This window comes from Alloalcanivorax xenomutans, assembly GCF_032810065.1.
Classification (GTDB): domain Bacteria; phylum Pseudomonadota; class Gammaproteobacteria; order Pseudomonadales; family Alcanivoracaceae; genus Alloalcanivorax; species Alloalcanivorax xenomutans.
The window spans coordinates 2,783,669-2,799,593 of sequence record NZ_CP136538.1 but is presented as its reverse complement, the minus strand read 5'-3'; the positions used below and the strand labels follow the sequence as shown (position 1 = coordinate 2,799,593).

Genomic DNA, 15,925 nt, shown 5'->3' with positions numbered 1-15,925 from the left:
CACTCGCTTCCTAATATTTGCACAAAGTCGGCACGGTGTTTGCGCATTACCGGCCCATCCTGGTTCCATCAAGAGGAAACAGGAGCCGACCATGAAAAGCCGCAAAACTCTCGCTCTCGCCCTTGTTGGCAGCTTGCTGCTGTCGTCTTCTCTGGCTTGGTCGCAGCCGGGTAAAGGACCTGATCAGCGGGCCCCCGCGGGCCATCACGGGCCGGCTAAGCAGGCCCATCAAGGTCCTTCCCATGGTGGTGAGCATCGTCCTCGCCATGCCGACTGGAAGGGAAAGCTGTTGCCCAAGCGCTACCGCGAACCTCGTTACGTGGTGAAGGAGTACGGCCGTTATGGACTGCCGGCACCGAAGCCGGGCCACCACTGGGTAAAAGTGGATAATGACTTTCTGCTCACCGCCATCGCTACCGGCGTCATTGTCTCCATCATCGCCGGCTCGTAAGGGCCGGTTTGTCACCACTCCCCTGTTAATGGAATGATGTTAGTATTGTTCCATTAACTTGTGCTGAGGGTGGAAAAGGATGGCGGCAGCAAGGAAACCCACGCGTCGTAAAAAGAGCAAAGCGGAAGAGATTTCCGGAACCAAATTGGAGTTGACGCTGGCGGCGGAGAAGGTTTTCGCCATGAATGGGGTGCAGGGGGCTTCTCTGCGCCAGATTCGTGAGGAAGCCGGGCAGAAAAACGAATCGGCGATCCACTATTACTTTGGTTCCCGGGAAGCGATCATTGAGTCCATTCTGGCGATGCGCTCCAAGCCGATAGACGCGGACCGCCATGCCATGTTCGAGGAGGCCCGCCGTCAGGCGGCCGGTAAGCCTCTGTCCACGGAACAGATTATGCGCTGCGGGATGATGCCCCTGGCCCGTTATTTGTTTGGCACACAGGAACCCGGATATTACCTGCGTTTTTTGGTGCAATTGCGCATGGAGCGGAGTACCTGGCTTCACTTTAACGAAATGTATGGCGCGGGTATGGAAAAGTGTCTGGATGCGCTTAAGGAGGCCAAACCCTATTTGCCCAAGGCGATCGTCGAGCAACGTTTCCTCAGTATGTTATTCATGCACACCAATGGCATGGCGACGATTGAGCGGATTCAGTCGGAAAAAGGCGAGAGCTTTCGTCGTGAGGAGGCTTGGATTCGGATTGAGGACATCATTGCCTGCAGCGCTGCCATGTACGATGCGCCGTTATCGCCGGAAACACTGGAAGCGATTCGTGGAGCCTCCGAGTTGTATGACCTGCCTTCCTATACGGACATCGCCATGATACAGAAAGCCGGCACCGGCGACGATCAATAACGCCGCCGGTATCCCTACCCGTCAACCAATACCAACCCGGCGGCCGGGATAACCCGGGTCACCATCGTCGCCCAGCGCCTTTAGTGAGGCATTGGCGGCATCGGTAAAAATGCCTCTGGCCATCAGCGAGGTCTCCGCTTTGGCCCGTTCCTGATTCACCGCCGCGCGAACCCGGTGAGCCTCCTGATTATCCGGTTCCGCGCGCACCGCCATTTCACTGAGGTGGCCGGCCAGGCGCAGATCACCCTGGTCAAGGTGTCTGGCCGCGGCCTGCGTCAGCGCCTGTGCTCCACCACAGAGCTCCGCCAGGGCGCCGCTTAACGTGTCCGGATGCGCTGGTTTCAGATGCGCCGGATTGCCATCATACCAACCGCCGTACAACCGCCAGACGTTGCGAATCAGAAACTCGGGGTCGTCGTAGGTGGGATGCAGGTAGGGTCTGTCAAGCAGACCCTCGGGCAGAGTGACCTGTTGCACGATATCGGCCAGGGGCAAGCCCTGGTTCATGCCCTCCAGAGTCTGGTCATGGATGGTCTCCAGGAAAGTGGCGGTGTCGTCCAGTAACGTGGCGACACGGTCGGCACCGAACACCGCCGGTCCGTGGCCGGGCACCAGCACTTCCGGCTTCTTTGCCGCCATGGCGCGCAACGCCTGCGCCCATTGGTGGGCAAAGCGCTGAACCTTTTGCGGGTTGCCGGCATTGGGTGCCGCCCAGATGATGAAATCCCCGGTGATAACGGTGCGATCTTGCGCAATCCAACTCCAGGTATGGTCGTCGGTTTCGCCCATGCCGTGGTTGAGTTCCACCTGGCAGTCGCCACATTCCAGAATCATCTGCTCTTCATAGAAGCGGTCCGGGTAGCGGTATTCTTCCGGCCAGTGGAAGCCCGCCACCTTGAACTGCCGGCCGTTGATGCGTGCATTCCATCCAGCGCTGTTCTGATAGCGCTCGAAACGGCGGCGGATGTTGGCCTGGCCGATGACCTCGGGTTTGGGTTCCCCGGCCTGTTGCGCTTCCTGGTCGAACAGTGGTGTGCCAAAGGCGTGGTCCAGATGGCCGTGGGTATAGACGACATGACGGATGGGCTGGTCCGACCAGGCGCGGATCGCCTTATGAATGGCGGCGGCGGTATTGCGGCTGCCGCTGTCGAACACCACCAGGCCCTTTCCGGTATTGAGAACGGTAACGTTGCCCACCACGCCTTTGGACGCGATGTAAGCCAGGTGGTCGTTGATCGGTATGACCTGACTGCCATGCAGATGACGGTTCCAGTCGCGGCCGAAATCAAACCGCTCCCAGCAGGCATCGCCGATGGTTCTTAGTTCTTCGTTGATCACTTGAGGTCTCCTCCGAGGGTGAAAATCAGGAACAGAGTGTTACCTAAAGTAATGCCGGAACATTAGAAAAGATAGACAGAATTCATGTTCCCACATTATTTTTTTGGAGGGACGGCTTCAATCCAAAGGATAAAGACATGAGTCGAGATGCCTTCGAGGTGTGATTTTACGCGCCGACACCTGTGCGTTACAGGTGTCTTGTTATGTGGTTAAAATCAATAAAAACAGATAGTTATGGTTCGAAGGAAATGAGAATTTACATCTTGAACGGCCGTTCACCGATTCCTGAGGGAGTAGAATAGGGCAATGAATAAATTGTCATTCTTTCTGCGGTGATAACGACTATCTAATTGACAGTCATTAATTGGGCATGATCTGATGAGCACACAACAAAACCAAGGCGGACTTCGATGTCCGCGGGAGAGGGAGAGTGCTCACAGATTCAAGTCGTCGGCTTGGCCTGGCGATTGCCGTGGCTCTGGCCGCCATCAGTATTTATACGTCTCTTTTCGGAATCTTTGATCCGAGCTATCAGCGTCCGTTGACGTTCGCTGCGTGTATTCTCGTCGCCGTACTGGTCAAGCCGCTGGTGGTGGTGAATCCGCCACGTACCGCATTGATTCGAACCTTGTTCTGGCTCATCGACCTGGTCCTGGTCGGTGCGATTCTGTTGGCGGTTGCCCGTTTCCTGGCCTTCGCCGGTGATATGGAAAACATGCTGGTTGACTACAGCCGCACCGATCAGTTGATCGCACTGGTGGGCGTAGTGGCGGTAATTGAACTGACCCGCCGGGAGTTCGGCCTCGGACTGTCCTTGTTCGCCGGTGTGACCTTGCTGTACTGCCTGTGGGGCGATCTGTTGCCTGACGCCTTGCGGCACGCCGGTTTCTCCCTGGATCAGATCATGCAGGGAATGTGGTACGGCTTCAGTGGTGTATTCGGCACGCCGGTGGCGGTGATGATCGAGTTGCTGTTCATCTACATCATCTTTGGCGTCATGCTCGAGGCTACCGGTGCTGGTCCGGCGCTGGTGCGTATGTCCATTCGTGTCACCGGCCGTCTGCCCGGTGGTCCGGCCCATGCCGCGATCTTCGCCAGCATGCTGTTCGGCACCATGTCCGGCAGTGTTACCGCCAACGTGGCGGGGACCGGCGCTTTCACCATTCCCATGATCAAGAAGCGTGGTTTCAGCCCGGCCTTCGCCGGTGCCGTTGAAGCCGCCGCTTCCACGGGTGGGCAGGTGATTCCACCGGTCATGGGCGCCGCCGCTTTCATGATGGCGCAGCTTACCGGCACGCCTTATCTGTTGATTTGCGTGGCGGCGTTATTGCCGGCGGCGTTCTACGTAATCGCTCTTTTCGCGGCCGTGTACTACGAGGCTCGCCGGCTTGGCATAAAGCCCACTCCGGAACATGAATTACCGGTGCTGACCAAGGACGATTGGCTGCGGTCGTTGATGTTCGTGGCGCCGGTGCTAACGGTGATTCTGGTGTTGGCCGCGGGCCGCTCACCGGCCATGGCCGGGGTGTGGGCGACGCTGGTGGCAATGGTCTTTGGCTTCCTCAATCCGGAGATCCGCCGCCGTCCCTGGGCATTGATTGGCGCCTTGGCAAAGGGGGGCGTGGCCGGCTCGCGCATCATGATCGCGGTGGGCGCCATTGGTATCGTCATCGCCGGCATGGATCTGACGGGTCTGGGGCTGAGCTTCGCACAGGCGGTGGCCGGACTGGGCGAGAGCAGTTTGCTGTTGAGTCTGATACTGACCGCGCTGGGCTGCCTGGTTCTTGGCATGGGCATGCCGACCTTGCCGGCCTATCTGATCATCGTTCTGGTCATGGGCCCCGCGCTGACCAGCTTTGATGTACCGCTGCTTTCCGTGCATCTGTTTGTTCTTTACTTCGGTGTGTTGTCCGCCATCACTCCGCCCGTGGCCCTGGCGGCCTTTGCAGCGGCGCCATTGGCCGAGGCCAACCCGATGAAAGTGGCCATGCTCTCCGTACGTCTGACTCTGGTCGGATTTCTGGTGCCGTTCCTGTTCGTATTCAATCCGTCGCTGCTGTTGATCGTGGAGGGCTTTGATCCATTGGATCTGGCCTGGGGCGTGGTGCGCCTGACTCTGGTGGTGTGGGCGGTAACCACGGGATTCGCAGGGTTTGGCGGTGAGCGGCTGGGCATGCTGGCGCGGATTCTGAGACTGGTGGTGGCGGCATTGCTGATGGCGCGCGGCACCTCGGTGGAACTGGTTGGTCTGGCTCTGGCGCTGCTTATCCTGTTGTTTGATTTCATGCCGCACCGCAGGCCGCGTTGGCTTGGTTGCGCACCGGCGGATAAGTGAAAGACAGATAAGTAGAAGAGAGAGGGGCTCGGAGTCCCTGGAAGTAAGGGGCTCAGCAGAGCCCCCAAAAGGAGAAAAGAATGTTTGGATTGAGAACGATAAAACGGGCGGCCTGTGTACTGACCGCCACCCTGGCGCTGGGCCAAGCCGCGCAGGCGCAGGAGAGCCATCTGCGTATGCAGACCGCCACGCCCGGCTCGGGATACTACGTTTTCTCCGTTACCTTGCAGTCGGTTCTGCAGAAGAAACTGCCGGTGAAGATCAATATGACGGCCGGCGTTACCGGGCCGCGTTCGCCGCTGGATGCGGCGCGCGGGCAGACGGATCTGTTTATCAGCAGCCCGTCCATCAATCATTTCATGCGCACCGGCACGGGTATGTTCGCCAAAATGAAAACGGCGCCAGAACTGTACAAGAACGTCAGACAGATCATGACGTTCCCGGCCGGTCCCTACCATATCGTGGTCCACGAAAAATCCGGTATTCGCTCCCTCGAGGACATCAAAGGGCGTCGTATCTTTCTCGGCGCGCCGGGTGGCGCGGCTACTCTGGTGGCCATCTCCATTGTCGAAGGCGCCACCGGCTATGAGGCTGGCACGGACTATGAGCTGGCAAAACTGGATTGGAACTCTGGTCTGCAGGCTTTCCAGGATGGACATGTGGACATGTTGGTAATGCCAACGCAGCTACCGTCCGCTTCGATGGAGCAGATGGCATTGCTTGAGAAAGTCCGTTTCCTGGGGATTCCCGATGACGCGTTCGAATCCGACCAGATGAAGAAAATCATGGCCCTTCCCGGGCGGACCCGGGCCACCATCCCCGCCGGTATTTACGGTGCAAATCAAACCAACGAGACGGACGTAAGAACCATCGGTTCCTGGGCTGGCCTGGGTACCCGCAAGGAGCTGGATGAAGAGCTGGTGTACCAGATCACCAAAACCTTGTTCGAGAACCTGTCTGCTTTCCATGGCGCCGCGAAGTTCATGGAAGAGATCACCCTGGAGAATGCTCTGACGGAGATGAGAACCCCGTTGCACGCCGGCGCGGTTCGTTATTACCGGGAGGCCGGCGTTGACCTTCCGGATCACTTGATTCCACCGGAGGCACGTTAATGAGCGCAGTATCAGAACACACTATCGAAGATCTGGATCGTCTGTTCCGGCCCCGCTCGGTGGCGGTCATCGGCGCCAGCGCCACGCCGACGAAAATCGGCGGCCTGCCGATCGCGTTCCTGCTCGCCCAAGGCTTCGAAGGGCCGATTTTCCCGATCAACCCGAAGGCCTCGGAAGTGCAGGGGCTTAAGGCCTACGCCCGCATCGGTGAAGTAGCCGGGCAAGTGGATCTGGCCATCGTCGCGGTGCCGGCGGCGCTGGTCGATCAGGCTGTGGACGAAGCCATTGCCGCCGACGTCAAAGGTATTGTCCTGTTTTCATCCGGCTTCGCGGAGATCAGCGAGGAAGGGCGCCTGGCACAGGAAGCCCTGATGGCTCGTGCCCGCGCGGCCGGTGTTCGTATTCTTGGACCGAACTGTCTCGGTTTCATGAATCTTTCCGAGAAAGTGTTCGCGACGTTCTCACCCGTGGTGGGGCAAGGCGTGACGCCAAAAGGGCGTATCGGCCTGATCAGTCAGAGCGGTGCCTATGGCGCCTATGCCTTTACCTTGGCCCGTCAACGCGGTTTGGGGTTGAGCTACTGGATCACCACCGGCAACGAAGGCAACGTGGATTTCGCCGATTGCCTGAGCTGGCTGGCGCGGGATCCGGACACCGATGTGATCCTGGGCTATATGGAAGGTTGCCGCGACGGCTGGAAACTGGAAGCCGCCCTGGCCGAGGCCCGCGCCGCTGGCAAGCCGGTGGTGATGACCAAAGTGGGGCGCACCGATATCGGTGCCCAGGCCGCCGCGTCTCATACCGCCGCGCTGGCCGGCGAAGATGCGGTCTTTGATGCGGTGTTCCGCCAGTACGGCGTGTATCGGGCTTATTCCATCGAAGAGTTTTTCGATGTGGGCTACGCCTTTTCCGTGGCGGGTATCCCGGGCGGGGAAAACCTCGGTGTGTTCACGGTGTCCGGCGGTGCCGGCGTGCTGATGGCGGACGCCGCCGCCGATGAAGGGCTGGCGCTGCCAGAGCTTAACCAAAAAGCTCAGGACCGCATCCGGGAATTGGTTCCGTTCGCCGCGCCACGTAATCCGGTGGACATCACCGGGCAGATCACCAACGACATCGGTCTGTTCGAGACCAGCCTCGACATCATGCTCGAGCAGGGTGATTACCACCTGGTCGCCGCCTTCCTGGCCGCGGCCGGTCAAGGTCCCATGGGGGAGCACATCGCCGAGCAGATCGGCCGGGTTCGCGACCGGTATCCGGATCGGGTGTTCTGTGCCGTATCGGTATTCAAGGAGCCGGTGCGCGCCTTGCTGGAACGTAATCGCTGTCTTGCCTTCGAGGACCCGACCCGTGCGATTCGCGCGCTGTCCGCCCTGGCCTGGTTTGCCCGGCAACAGCAAAAACCGGCGGTGCCGGTGGATTCGCGCGGGGCCAGCGTAACGTTGCGCACCGGCAGTTATTCGGAGGCGGACAGCTTCCAACTGCTGGCCGACTTCGGAGTGCCGGTGCCGGAATCCCATCTGGTCGCCGATGGGGCCGAGGCCCAGGTCCGTGTCGCACAAGACTCCCGCGTCTGGGTGGCGAAAATCGCTTCCCCCGACATTCTGCACAAATCCGACATCGGTGGTGTGCGCCTGAACCTGCGTGGCGCCGAGGCCGTTGGCCAGGCCAGCGATGAGGTGCTCGCCGCGGCTCGCCGTGCCTGCCCTGAGGCTCGCATCGATGGCGTGCTGCTCTCGCCAATGGAAGAACAGGGCGTGGAATGCATCGTCGGCGTGCAGCGGGATCCTGCCTTTGGGCCAGTGGTGATGCTGGGGCTCGGTGGCGTATTGGTGGAGGTGCTCAAGGACGTCAGCTTCCGCAGCGCGCCGCTGAACCGGGACATGGCCATGGACATGATCAACGAGCTGCGTGGCAAAGCGATTCTCGATGGCGTTCGCGGGCAGCCGCCGGCGGACATCGGTGCCCTGGCCGATCTGCTGGTGAACGTGTCGCGCTTTGCCGTGGCCGCAGGGGACGGCCTGGAAAGTCTGGACATCAACCCGGTGCGCGTGCGTGCCGAGGGGCGGGGCGTGGTGGCATTGGATGCCCTGGTCATAGGGCGCTGATATCGGGCGCTCGAAATCAAGTAACAGCTAGATAAAACAACAAATCGGGAGATTGGAATGAAACTTAAACATCCTTTGATCCGCTGGGCGAGTGGTCTGGTGCTCCTGGCAACCGTATCGCTGGCCAGCTACGCCAATGCTGATGCCAATCTGCGGATGCATACCGCTCAGCCAGGGTCGTCCCCTTATGTGTTTTCGGTGACGCTGCAGTCGGTGCTGCAAAAGCACTTGCCGGTTCGCATCAACATGACGTCCAGTATGGCGTCCACCCGTTCCACTCTGGACGCCGCCAAGGGGCAGGTGGATCTGTACATTGGCAGTCAATCGATCAATCACTTCATGAGCACCGGCACGGGCATGTTCAGCAAAATGTCCAGCGCGCCGGAGCTGTTCAAGAACATCCGCACCATCATGAGCTTCCCGCTCGGACCGTACCACATCATGGTGCACGAGAAATCGGGTATCCGTTCGCTCAAGGACATCAAGGATCGCCGTGTCTTCATTGGACCGCCAGGTGGGGCCGCGACCCTGGTTGCCTTGTCCATCATCGAAGGGGCCACCGGCTACAAGGCGGGTGAGGATTATGAGATGGCGAAGCTGGACTGGAACTCCGGGCAGCAGGCCTTCCAGGACGGTCAGGTGGATATGTATATCGGTCCGACCCAGTTGCCGTCGGCCTCCATCGAGCAAGTAGTGCTGCTGCAAAAGGTCCGTTTCCTGGGGATTCCCGAGGAGGCCTTCGATAGCGAGCCGATGAAGCAAGTGATGTCGTTGCCCGGCCGGACCATTGCGGAAATTCCCGCCGGTATCTATGGCGAGAACCAGACCAACGAAGGTCCGGTGAAAACCGTCGGTACCTGGGTAACCCTGGGTACACAGAAGGATTTGGACCCCGAACTGGGATATCAGATCACCAAAACCATCTTCGAGAATCTTCAGACGTTCCACGACGCCGCCAAGTTCATGGATTCCATAACGCTGGAGAACGCACTTAATCAGGTGAACACGCCGCTGCAGGCCGGGGCCTTGCGTTACTACCGGGAAATCGGCCTGGACGTGCCGGATGCGATGGTGCCGCCGGAAGCCCGTTAAGACACGCGGCAAAAATAACCTGGACATCCTCCCGGAGTCTTGCTGCCGGCATTGAGCCCGGGCGGTCTGGAGGTGCCCTTTGAAAAAGAGTAAGAGGAAGCAACATGAGCAGTGAATTTACGCCGGTGTCGCCGGCCGAGCTGAAGTCCGCCGCCAAGCGCGCGTACATCTACACGGTTCCGTTGGTGATCATGGAAACCACCCGTAAATGGCGCATGGGAGCCGGGGCCAACGTCTTCAACCATGCCCGCAAGCTGCTGACGCACCGCAGCCGCTGGGTAACCACGCCGAATAACGACACCCTGTACTCCGATGCCTGGCTGGATCTTTCCAAAGGGCCGGTAAAGATTACCGTGCCGGCCACCGGCGAGCGCTACTTCTCGCTGGCGTTCATGGACATGTACACCAACAACTTCGACATTCTCGGTACCCGTACCACCGGGAATAACGGCGGGGTTTATACCGTGGTCGGTCCACATCAGGCGGTGCCGGAGGATGCCACCAATGTGGTCCGCGCACCGACGCCCAGAGTTTGGGCGCTGGCGCGTATTCTGGTGGATGGCCCCGACGATCTGACAGCGGCCTGCGCCGTGCAGGACGGTTTGTTCGTCCATGAGGGCGCGCCCTCCGAGGATGTGGCACCGGGGGATCCGGTACAGCGTTCCGCCGGCTGGCGTGAGTATCTGGCCACCGCCAATCGCCTGTTGCGCCGTGAGCCGCCTCCGGTCACCGATGGCCTGATTCTGGAGCAGATTCGTGCTCTGGGTATCGGCCCGGACCAGGTGTTCGACGCGGAGGCTTTCGATCAGGAGCAGGCGGAAGCGATTGAACAGGGTGTGGACGAGGCCAAGAACTGGCTGGTTCAGATCCAGCGCGCGCGCCGCAGCGCCATTGACGGCTGGACTTATCCCAGCATGCGCAATGGTGATTATGGCCAGAATTATACGTTGCGCGCCGTGGTATCGGTGGGTGGCCTGGGCGCCTTACCGCTGGAAGAAGCCATCTATATGCGGGCCGAAGGGGATGCCGAAGAGGGGCTGTTCGATGGCAACCAGAACTACCGTCTGCATTTCCCCGCCGGCGCCATGCCGCCGTTGAATTCGTTCTGGTCCCTGACGCTGTACGAAGCCATGGACGACGGGCAGTTCTTTTTCGCCGATACCCCGTTGCGTCGTTACGCCGTGGGGGATCGTAGTCCCGGTCTGCAATACAACGAGGATGGCTCCCTGGATCTCTGGATCGGTGCGCGCAGTCCCGGCGCGGATCGCGAAAGCAACTGGCTGCCTGCCAACGAGGGGCCCTTCGCCCTGTTTTTCCGAGGTTACATGCCCAAGGCGGATCTGATGGAAGGCCGTTACAGGCTACCGCGCGTCGAGCGTCTGTAAACGCTGAATCACCAGTTTTCCCTTTTTCCAACGGCACCACCGGTGGCCGTTACGGGCGCCCCTGTGCCCGCCACCGGTGACAACGCAGGAGATATGTCATGACGGGCAACAGTAACAAGAAGGAATCGCCGATCCTTGGCGAATTTCTGCTCGCCAACAAGGACCTCAAGACGATCGCACCCGGTGTCCATTTGCTCGGAGGGCAGGGCAATAGTGTAGTGGTGGAAACCGCCAATGGCGTGGTGATCACGGACTCCGGCCCCGGCGGCAAGATCACCCGGGCGATGATCGAACACGTTCGCCAACTGACTGATAAGCCCGTGCTGGCCATTGTCTATAGCCACGGTCATCTGGGTTACAACCACGGTGCGCACAGCTGGCTGGCGGACGCCGCCGAGCGCGGTCATCCGCGGCCGAAAATGGTGGCTCAGGCCAACCTGCCGCGCCGCTATGACCGCTACCAGGAGACCTGGGGCTTGCAGGCGCATCTCAATGGGCTGCAGTTCAATTCCCAATTTCCGGAAACCGCGCCGGAAAAATGGTTCACCTATCCGGACATCACCTTCCGCGAACGCCACGTCATCGATGGTGGTGACCGTCAGGTGGAGATCCTGGAAGCGCCTTCGGAAACCGACGACGCCATGGCGTTGTGGTTGCCGGAGGAGAAGATCCTTTATGCCGGACCGGCCTTCATCAAATCCATTCCCAATATCGGCACACCCTTGCGCACGCTGCGTGATCCGGTGCGCTGGGCGGAAACCATGGAAAGGCTGCTGGCGCTGGAGCCGGAAATGCTGATTCCCGAATTCGGCAGGCCGATTGAAGGCCGGGAAGCCGTTCGTGAAGCCATGACCCTCACCATCAAAGCTTTGCGCTATCTGCGAGAGGAAACCGTGAAGCGGATGAATCGCGGTATGACCGAAGCGGAGATCCTGCACGACATCGCCTACCCGGATGAGATCTTTGGCCATCCGTTGATGAAGCCCAGCTACGGCATGCCGGAGTACATCGTGCGCGATATCTGGCGCTCCGAGAACGGCTGGTGGGACCGCAATGCCACCCAACTGCATCCGGGGGAGCCTGATGCGGTGGCGGCCGCGCTACGCGAGGCAATCAGTGACCCCGAACAGGTGCTGACGGTGGCACGGCGCAAGCGGGAGGAAGGCCAGCCGCAACTGGCTTTGCATGTACTGGATCTTCTGTCTCCGGAGCGTAGCCAGGACGAAATCGGAGCTCGTGCCCGCGCACTGAAGGCGGAAATTCTGGAACAGCTGGCGGAGGCCTCTCCGTCTTTTGTCTCCGCGCAAATCTATCGTTCGGTGGCGACGCGACTAAACGAGAGATAACCCCGGGTTTTGACCCGTACTAATGAAACAACAAACAAATCGCCGGGAGCGATTTTTGACGCCGCGCCAGCGGCGGCCCGCAGGGTGGTCGCCATGGACGGTGGACCACAAAAAACGATTCGAGGAGAAACTAATGACAATCCGTCCTCTTTTCACTGCGGCAGGCTCCGGTCTGCTGATGGCTTTGCTGCCACTGTCAGCACAGGCTGCGGATATTCAAGTTCTGGAAGACGTTATTCATCCGGAACAGGCGATTAAAAAGAAAATGGAGTTGTATGGGGCGCTGCGCATGTCGGTGGACTACGTGGACTCCGATGTCAGTGATGCGCAAGCGGACACCTCGCCGCTGCTTTCCGAAGGCGGAATCGGTGTCTCCAGCAACACCACGATGATTGGCTTTCGCGGTGAGGTGCCTTACAACGAGGATTATACGTTCCTCTGGCAGTACGAGCAGCAGGTTGACATGGATGACACCGACGGTAATGACGTCTGGACCACCCGTGACAGCTTTCTGGGATTGGGTACACCAGTAGGTACTTTCCTGGTGGGACGCATCAACACGCCATTCAAGAACCTGGGAGTGTCGTATCTCGGTTATTTCAACACCACGGTGGCTGACTCCCACGCTATTCTCGGCGCACCCTCGGCGGGCGCCGGCGGCCGACTGGATTTGTTCGGCGCTAACAGCCTGAACTGGAAGTTCCGCCTGGCTGGTGTCAACGTGGCTTTGCAGTATGCGGCTGATCAGGCCGGCTCTGTTAATGGCGCGGATGATAATGATCGCGACAGTTCAAGCATTTGGTTGGACTGGAAGGGGGGCGGACTGCAGTTGAGCAGTGCCTATATTCATTACTCCGATTTTGCGACCACGGGGAGCCTCGATGCTTGGCGTGTGTTCGCCAAATATAAATTCTCGGCTTTGACTCTTGGTGCTATCTACGAGGATATCAGTCCGGATGATTTCGCTTCTCTTGATCGTGAAGCCTATGGATTGCAAGCCCAATATACGGTAGTGCCACGTTGGAATCTGGCTGCGCAATGGAATCATGCTGAAGAGTCGGAGGCCGGAGACGATGAAGCGGATCAATACAGCGTTGGTGTATTCCATTCCCTCAGTGATTCGGTACTGCTGCATGCCATGTACACGGTGACTAAAAACGGTGACAACGCCGCCTACCGAGGCGTGGATTATGCCCACGGCGACAAAGTGGGCACGTTGGCCGGGCGAGATCCGTGGGCTTTGTCCATCGGCGCCCAGTTGAAGTTCTGAATGCCGTTGTCCACTGGATGCGGTGTGTTCTCCGGACATCCTCCACGTTGTCCGGGCGGTGTCGAGACTCTCCGGGGCGGACGCTCTCCCCATCGCCGGAGTAGTGTCGAATGTAGTGCCGATGATGACACCGCCTGCCGTGTCCTTTTTCGCGCCGGCCCTTGGCCGGCGTTTTTTTATGACCGCCGTCCGTGGCGGTCACCCTTCGGGCCGTCGCGGAGCAACGTTAAAAATTGCTCCCGGCAATTTTTAACCCTCCAGGGCAGACGGGGCAGTTCAGTGGCCCCAAACCCCGTAAACCATCAACAGGAGTGCTTGAAGATGACGGATCTGAGCCGATCGGAGGAAATCCGATTCCGACAGGAGATTCGCGAGTTCGTGGCCAGTGAAGTGCCAGAGTCTATTCGCCTGAAAGTGGCGCAGGGCAGGGACGTCAGCCGTGACGAGACGATCGCCTGGCAACGCAAGCTGGTTGCCAGGGGCTGGGGCGCGGTGCATTGGCCGAAACGCTGGGGTGGCACGGACTGGAGTCTGCAAAAGCGATTTGTCTTCGAGGAAGAGATGGCTTTGGCCGGAGCGCCATCCATACCGCCTTTCAATACCCGCATGCTGGGGCCGATCTTGCTGGAATACGGTACCGAGGAGCAGAAGGCGCGTTTTCTGCCCGGTGCCCTGAATATGGATCAATGGTGGTGTCAGGGGTATTCGGAACCTTCCGCTGGGTCGGATCTGGCGGCACTGCGGACCCGGGCGGTTCGTGAAGGGGACTACTATCGCGTTAACGGTGGCAAGATCTGGACCAGCTATGCCCACTATGCCGACTGGATGTTCTGTCTGGTTCGCACCGATCCCGAAGCCAAGAAGCAGAAAGGTATTTCCTTCCTGCTGCTGGATATGCGTAGCGAAGGGGTCAGTGTCGAGCCCATCCATCATTTCTATGGTGCGCACTTGCTCAATCAGGTGTTGCTGGAAGATGTAAAAGTGCCGGTGGAGCAACGTATCGGCGAGGAGAACACCGGTTGGACCACGGCCAAAGCTCTGCTGGAACACGAGCGGCTGGCCACCTCCCGCCACGCCGAGGCGCGGCGCAAGCTGGGGCGTCTGCTGGCGTTGGCCAAAGCCAACCAGGACGAATCCGGAGCGCTTTATCAAAGAGCTGATCTCAAAGCGCGCATCGCCGAGGTGGCGGTACAGGTGAAGGCTCTGGAATTCGCCACTCGCCGCGGTTTGGAAATGCTGATTCGCGATGGCCGTATTGGTGTCTTCGCCTCATCACTCAACCTGAAAGGGGTGGCCATTAACCAGGCGGTGGATGAAGCGATCATGGACATCGCCGGTATCGATGCGCTCGCCGCCGATGCCGCCTATGACGGCTTGCCCCGGGACCTGTTGAACGATGGCGGTGATGCCCGCTATGTGGCGGAGTCCCGCTACTACCTGCGAGGACCGGCCATCGCCGCCGGCTCCAATGAAGTGCAGCGCAATATCATCGCCAAGCACGTGCTCGATCTGTGAGGTATCCCATGGAATTTATGTTGACCGAAGAGCAGCAACTCATCGAAGACACGGTGGCACGGTTGCTGGAAAAGCAATGGGACCCGCGCCGGGATCAGGCGCTGCTGTCCGCCGACGTGGCCCGCCTGCCCTTGTGGCATGAGCTGGCTGAGTTGGGTCTGTTGGGGATCGCGCTACCCGAGGAGCACGGCGGTGGCGGCATGGGGCCGGTGGAGCTGACGGTGTTGTGCCGTCGTTTTGGCCGGGACCAACTGCGCTCGCCTTTTCTCTCGTCGTTGATTCTGGCCGGCACCGCGTTGACGTGCTCGCCGAGGGGTGCCTTGCGGGATCAATGGTTGCGACGGTTGGCCGCCGGCGAGGCAACTCTGACACTGGCCACATTGGAAGATGGGGCCGGGTATGACCACCATCACACGGCAATAGAGGGGCAGCGATGCCAGCCGGGCTATATGTTGAATGGCCGAAAAAGAGCGGTGATGGATGCCGCTGGTGCCGACGCGTTCATCGTTTCCTGCCGGTTGGATGGTGAGCTCGCGCTGGTGCTGCTGGCGCCGGAGACAGAAGGAATGGCGGTGGCGCCTTACGCGGCCTTTGACGGCAGCAGCCTGGCGACGCTCACCTTCAATGATGCTTTGCTACCGGAAGAGGCGGTGCTGGCCCGCGGGGCGGAGGCGCGGGCGGCGCTGGAAGCGGCGCTGGCGCAGGGTGCCCTGGCCGCGGCGGCGGAAACTCTGGGCGCGTGCGAGGGCGCCCTGGAACGTACTCTGGACTATCTGCGATTACGCGAACAGTTCGGGACCAAACTGGCCCGCTTTCAGGCTTTGCAACATCGTGCCAGCGATCTGCATGCGGATCTGGAAATGCTGCGCTCGCTGGTGTCCGGTGCGGCACAAAGTCTGATCCACGAACCGACCCACGCCGACGCCTTCGCGGCAATGGCGCTGGCGGTACCGGTGGGTGATCGCGTATGCCGGGAGGCGATTCAGATGCACGGCGGCATCGGCATGACACTGGAACTGGGGATCGGCCGTTATCTGTTACGCGTGAATGCACTGAGCCGGCTGCTCGGTGACGCCACGTATAACGGTCAGCTTTATCTCGAACGTATGGAGGCCTGAGA

Annotated in this window: 12 protein-coding genes; 11 read left to right on the top strand and 1 reads right to left on the bottom strand. The window is 59.8% G+C overall.

The genetic code is table 11. The features are described 5' to 3' along the window. The first annotated feature begins 91 nt into the window (after window positions 1–91). Together RYH70_RS12845 and RYH70_RS12840 are read left to right on the top strand one after the other, a co-directional pair. Window positions 92–451 (top strand): RcnB family protein, encoded by a 360-nt coding sequence (locus RYH70_RS12845; protein WP_317009234.1) that lies wholly within the window; start codon window positions 92–94, stop codon window positions 449–451. A gap of 79 nt (window positions 452–530) precedes the next feature. Next, window positions 531–1,307 carry a TetR/AcrR family transcriptional regulator gene (locus tag RYH70_RS12840; protein WP_055099290.1) on the top strand — a complete coding sequence of 259 codons (777 nt, stop codon included), beginning with the start codon at window positions 531–533 and terminating at the stop codon, window positions 1,305–1,307. 21 nt (window positions 1,308–1,328) lie between these two features. Here the strand turns inward: RYH70_RS12840 and RYH70_RS12835 are convergent, their stop codons facing one another. Beyond that, complete coding sequence (locus RYH70_RS12835) at window positions 1,329–2,645, bottom strand: alkyl sulfatase dimerization domain-containing protein (protein WP_233916641.1); 1,317 nt, start codon at window positions 2,643–2,645, stop codon at window positions 1,329–1,331. A gap of 430 nt (window positions 2,646–3,075) precedes the next feature. On the opposite strand from RYH70_RS12835, the gene RYH70_RS12830 reads away from it, so the two are divergent. From RYH70_RS12830 to RYH70_RS12790, 9 genes are all read left to right on the top strand, one after another. Further along, entirely contained in the window at window positions 3,076–4,980 is a 1,905-nt protein-coding gene (locus RYH70_RS12830; protein ID WP_097058152.1) for a TRAP transporter permease, read from the top strand. An 80-nt stretch (window positions 4,981–5,060) separates the two neighbouring features. Next, window positions 5,061–6,092, top strand: coding sequence for a TAXI family TRAP transporter solute-binding subunit (locus RYH70_RS12825; RefSeq protein ID WP_063140454.1), 1,032 nt, complete (start codon window positions 5,061–5,063; stop codon window positions 6,090–6,092). Further along, window positions 6,092–8,197, top strand: coding sequence for an acetate--CoA ligase family protein (locus RYH70_RS12820; RefSeq protein ID WP_317009233.1), 2,106 nt, complete (start codon window positions 6,092–6,094; stop codon window positions 8,195–8,197). The genes RYH70_RS12825 and RYH70_RS12820 overlap by 1 nt, the downstream gene beginning before the upstream one ends. Window positions 8,198–8,254: 57 nt before the next feature. Next, entirely contained in the window at window positions 8,255–9,289 is a 1,035-nt protein-coding gene (locus RYH70_RS12815) for a TAXI family TRAP transporter solute-binding subunit (RefSeq protein ID WP_063140452.1), read from the top strand. A 104-nt stretch (window positions 9,290–9,393) separates the two neighbouring features. Beyond that, window positions 9,394–10,674, top strand: coding sequence for a DUF1254 domain-containing protein (locus RYH70_RS12810; protein ID WP_317009232.1), 1,281 nt, complete (start codon window positions 9,394–9,396; stop codon window positions 10,672–10,674). Window positions 10,675–10,772: 98 nt separating this feature from the next. Further along, window positions 10,773–12,020, top strand: coding sequence for an alkyl sulfatase dimerization domain-containing protein (locus RYH70_RS12805; RefSeq protein ID WP_284456104.1), 1,248 nt, complete (start codon window positions 10,773–10,775; stop codon window positions 12,018–12,020). Window positions 12,021–12,153: 133 nt separating this feature from the next. Then, window positions 12,154–13,290, top strand: a complete 1,137-nt coding sequence (locus tag RYH70_RS12800) for a porin (protein WP_063140449.1) — start codon at window positions 12,154–12,156, stop codon at window positions 13,288–13,290. 321 nt (window positions 13,291–13,611) lie between these two features. Further along, window positions 13,612–14,805, top strand: a complete 1,194-nt coding sequence (locus RYH70_RS12795) for an acyl-CoA dehydrogenase family protein (protein WP_179746516.1) — start codon at window positions 13,612–13,614, stop codon at window positions 14,803–14,805. A gap of 8 nt (window positions 14,806–14,813) precedes the next feature. Continuing rightward, window positions 14,814–15,923 carry an acyl-CoA dehydrogenase family protein gene (locus RYH70_RS12790; protein ID WP_080531183.1) on the top strand — a complete coding sequence of 370 codons (1,110 nt, stop codon included), beginning with the start codon at window positions 14,814–14,816 and terminating at the stop codon, window positions 15,921–15,923. Window positions 15,924–15,925 lie beyond the last annotated feature (2 nt).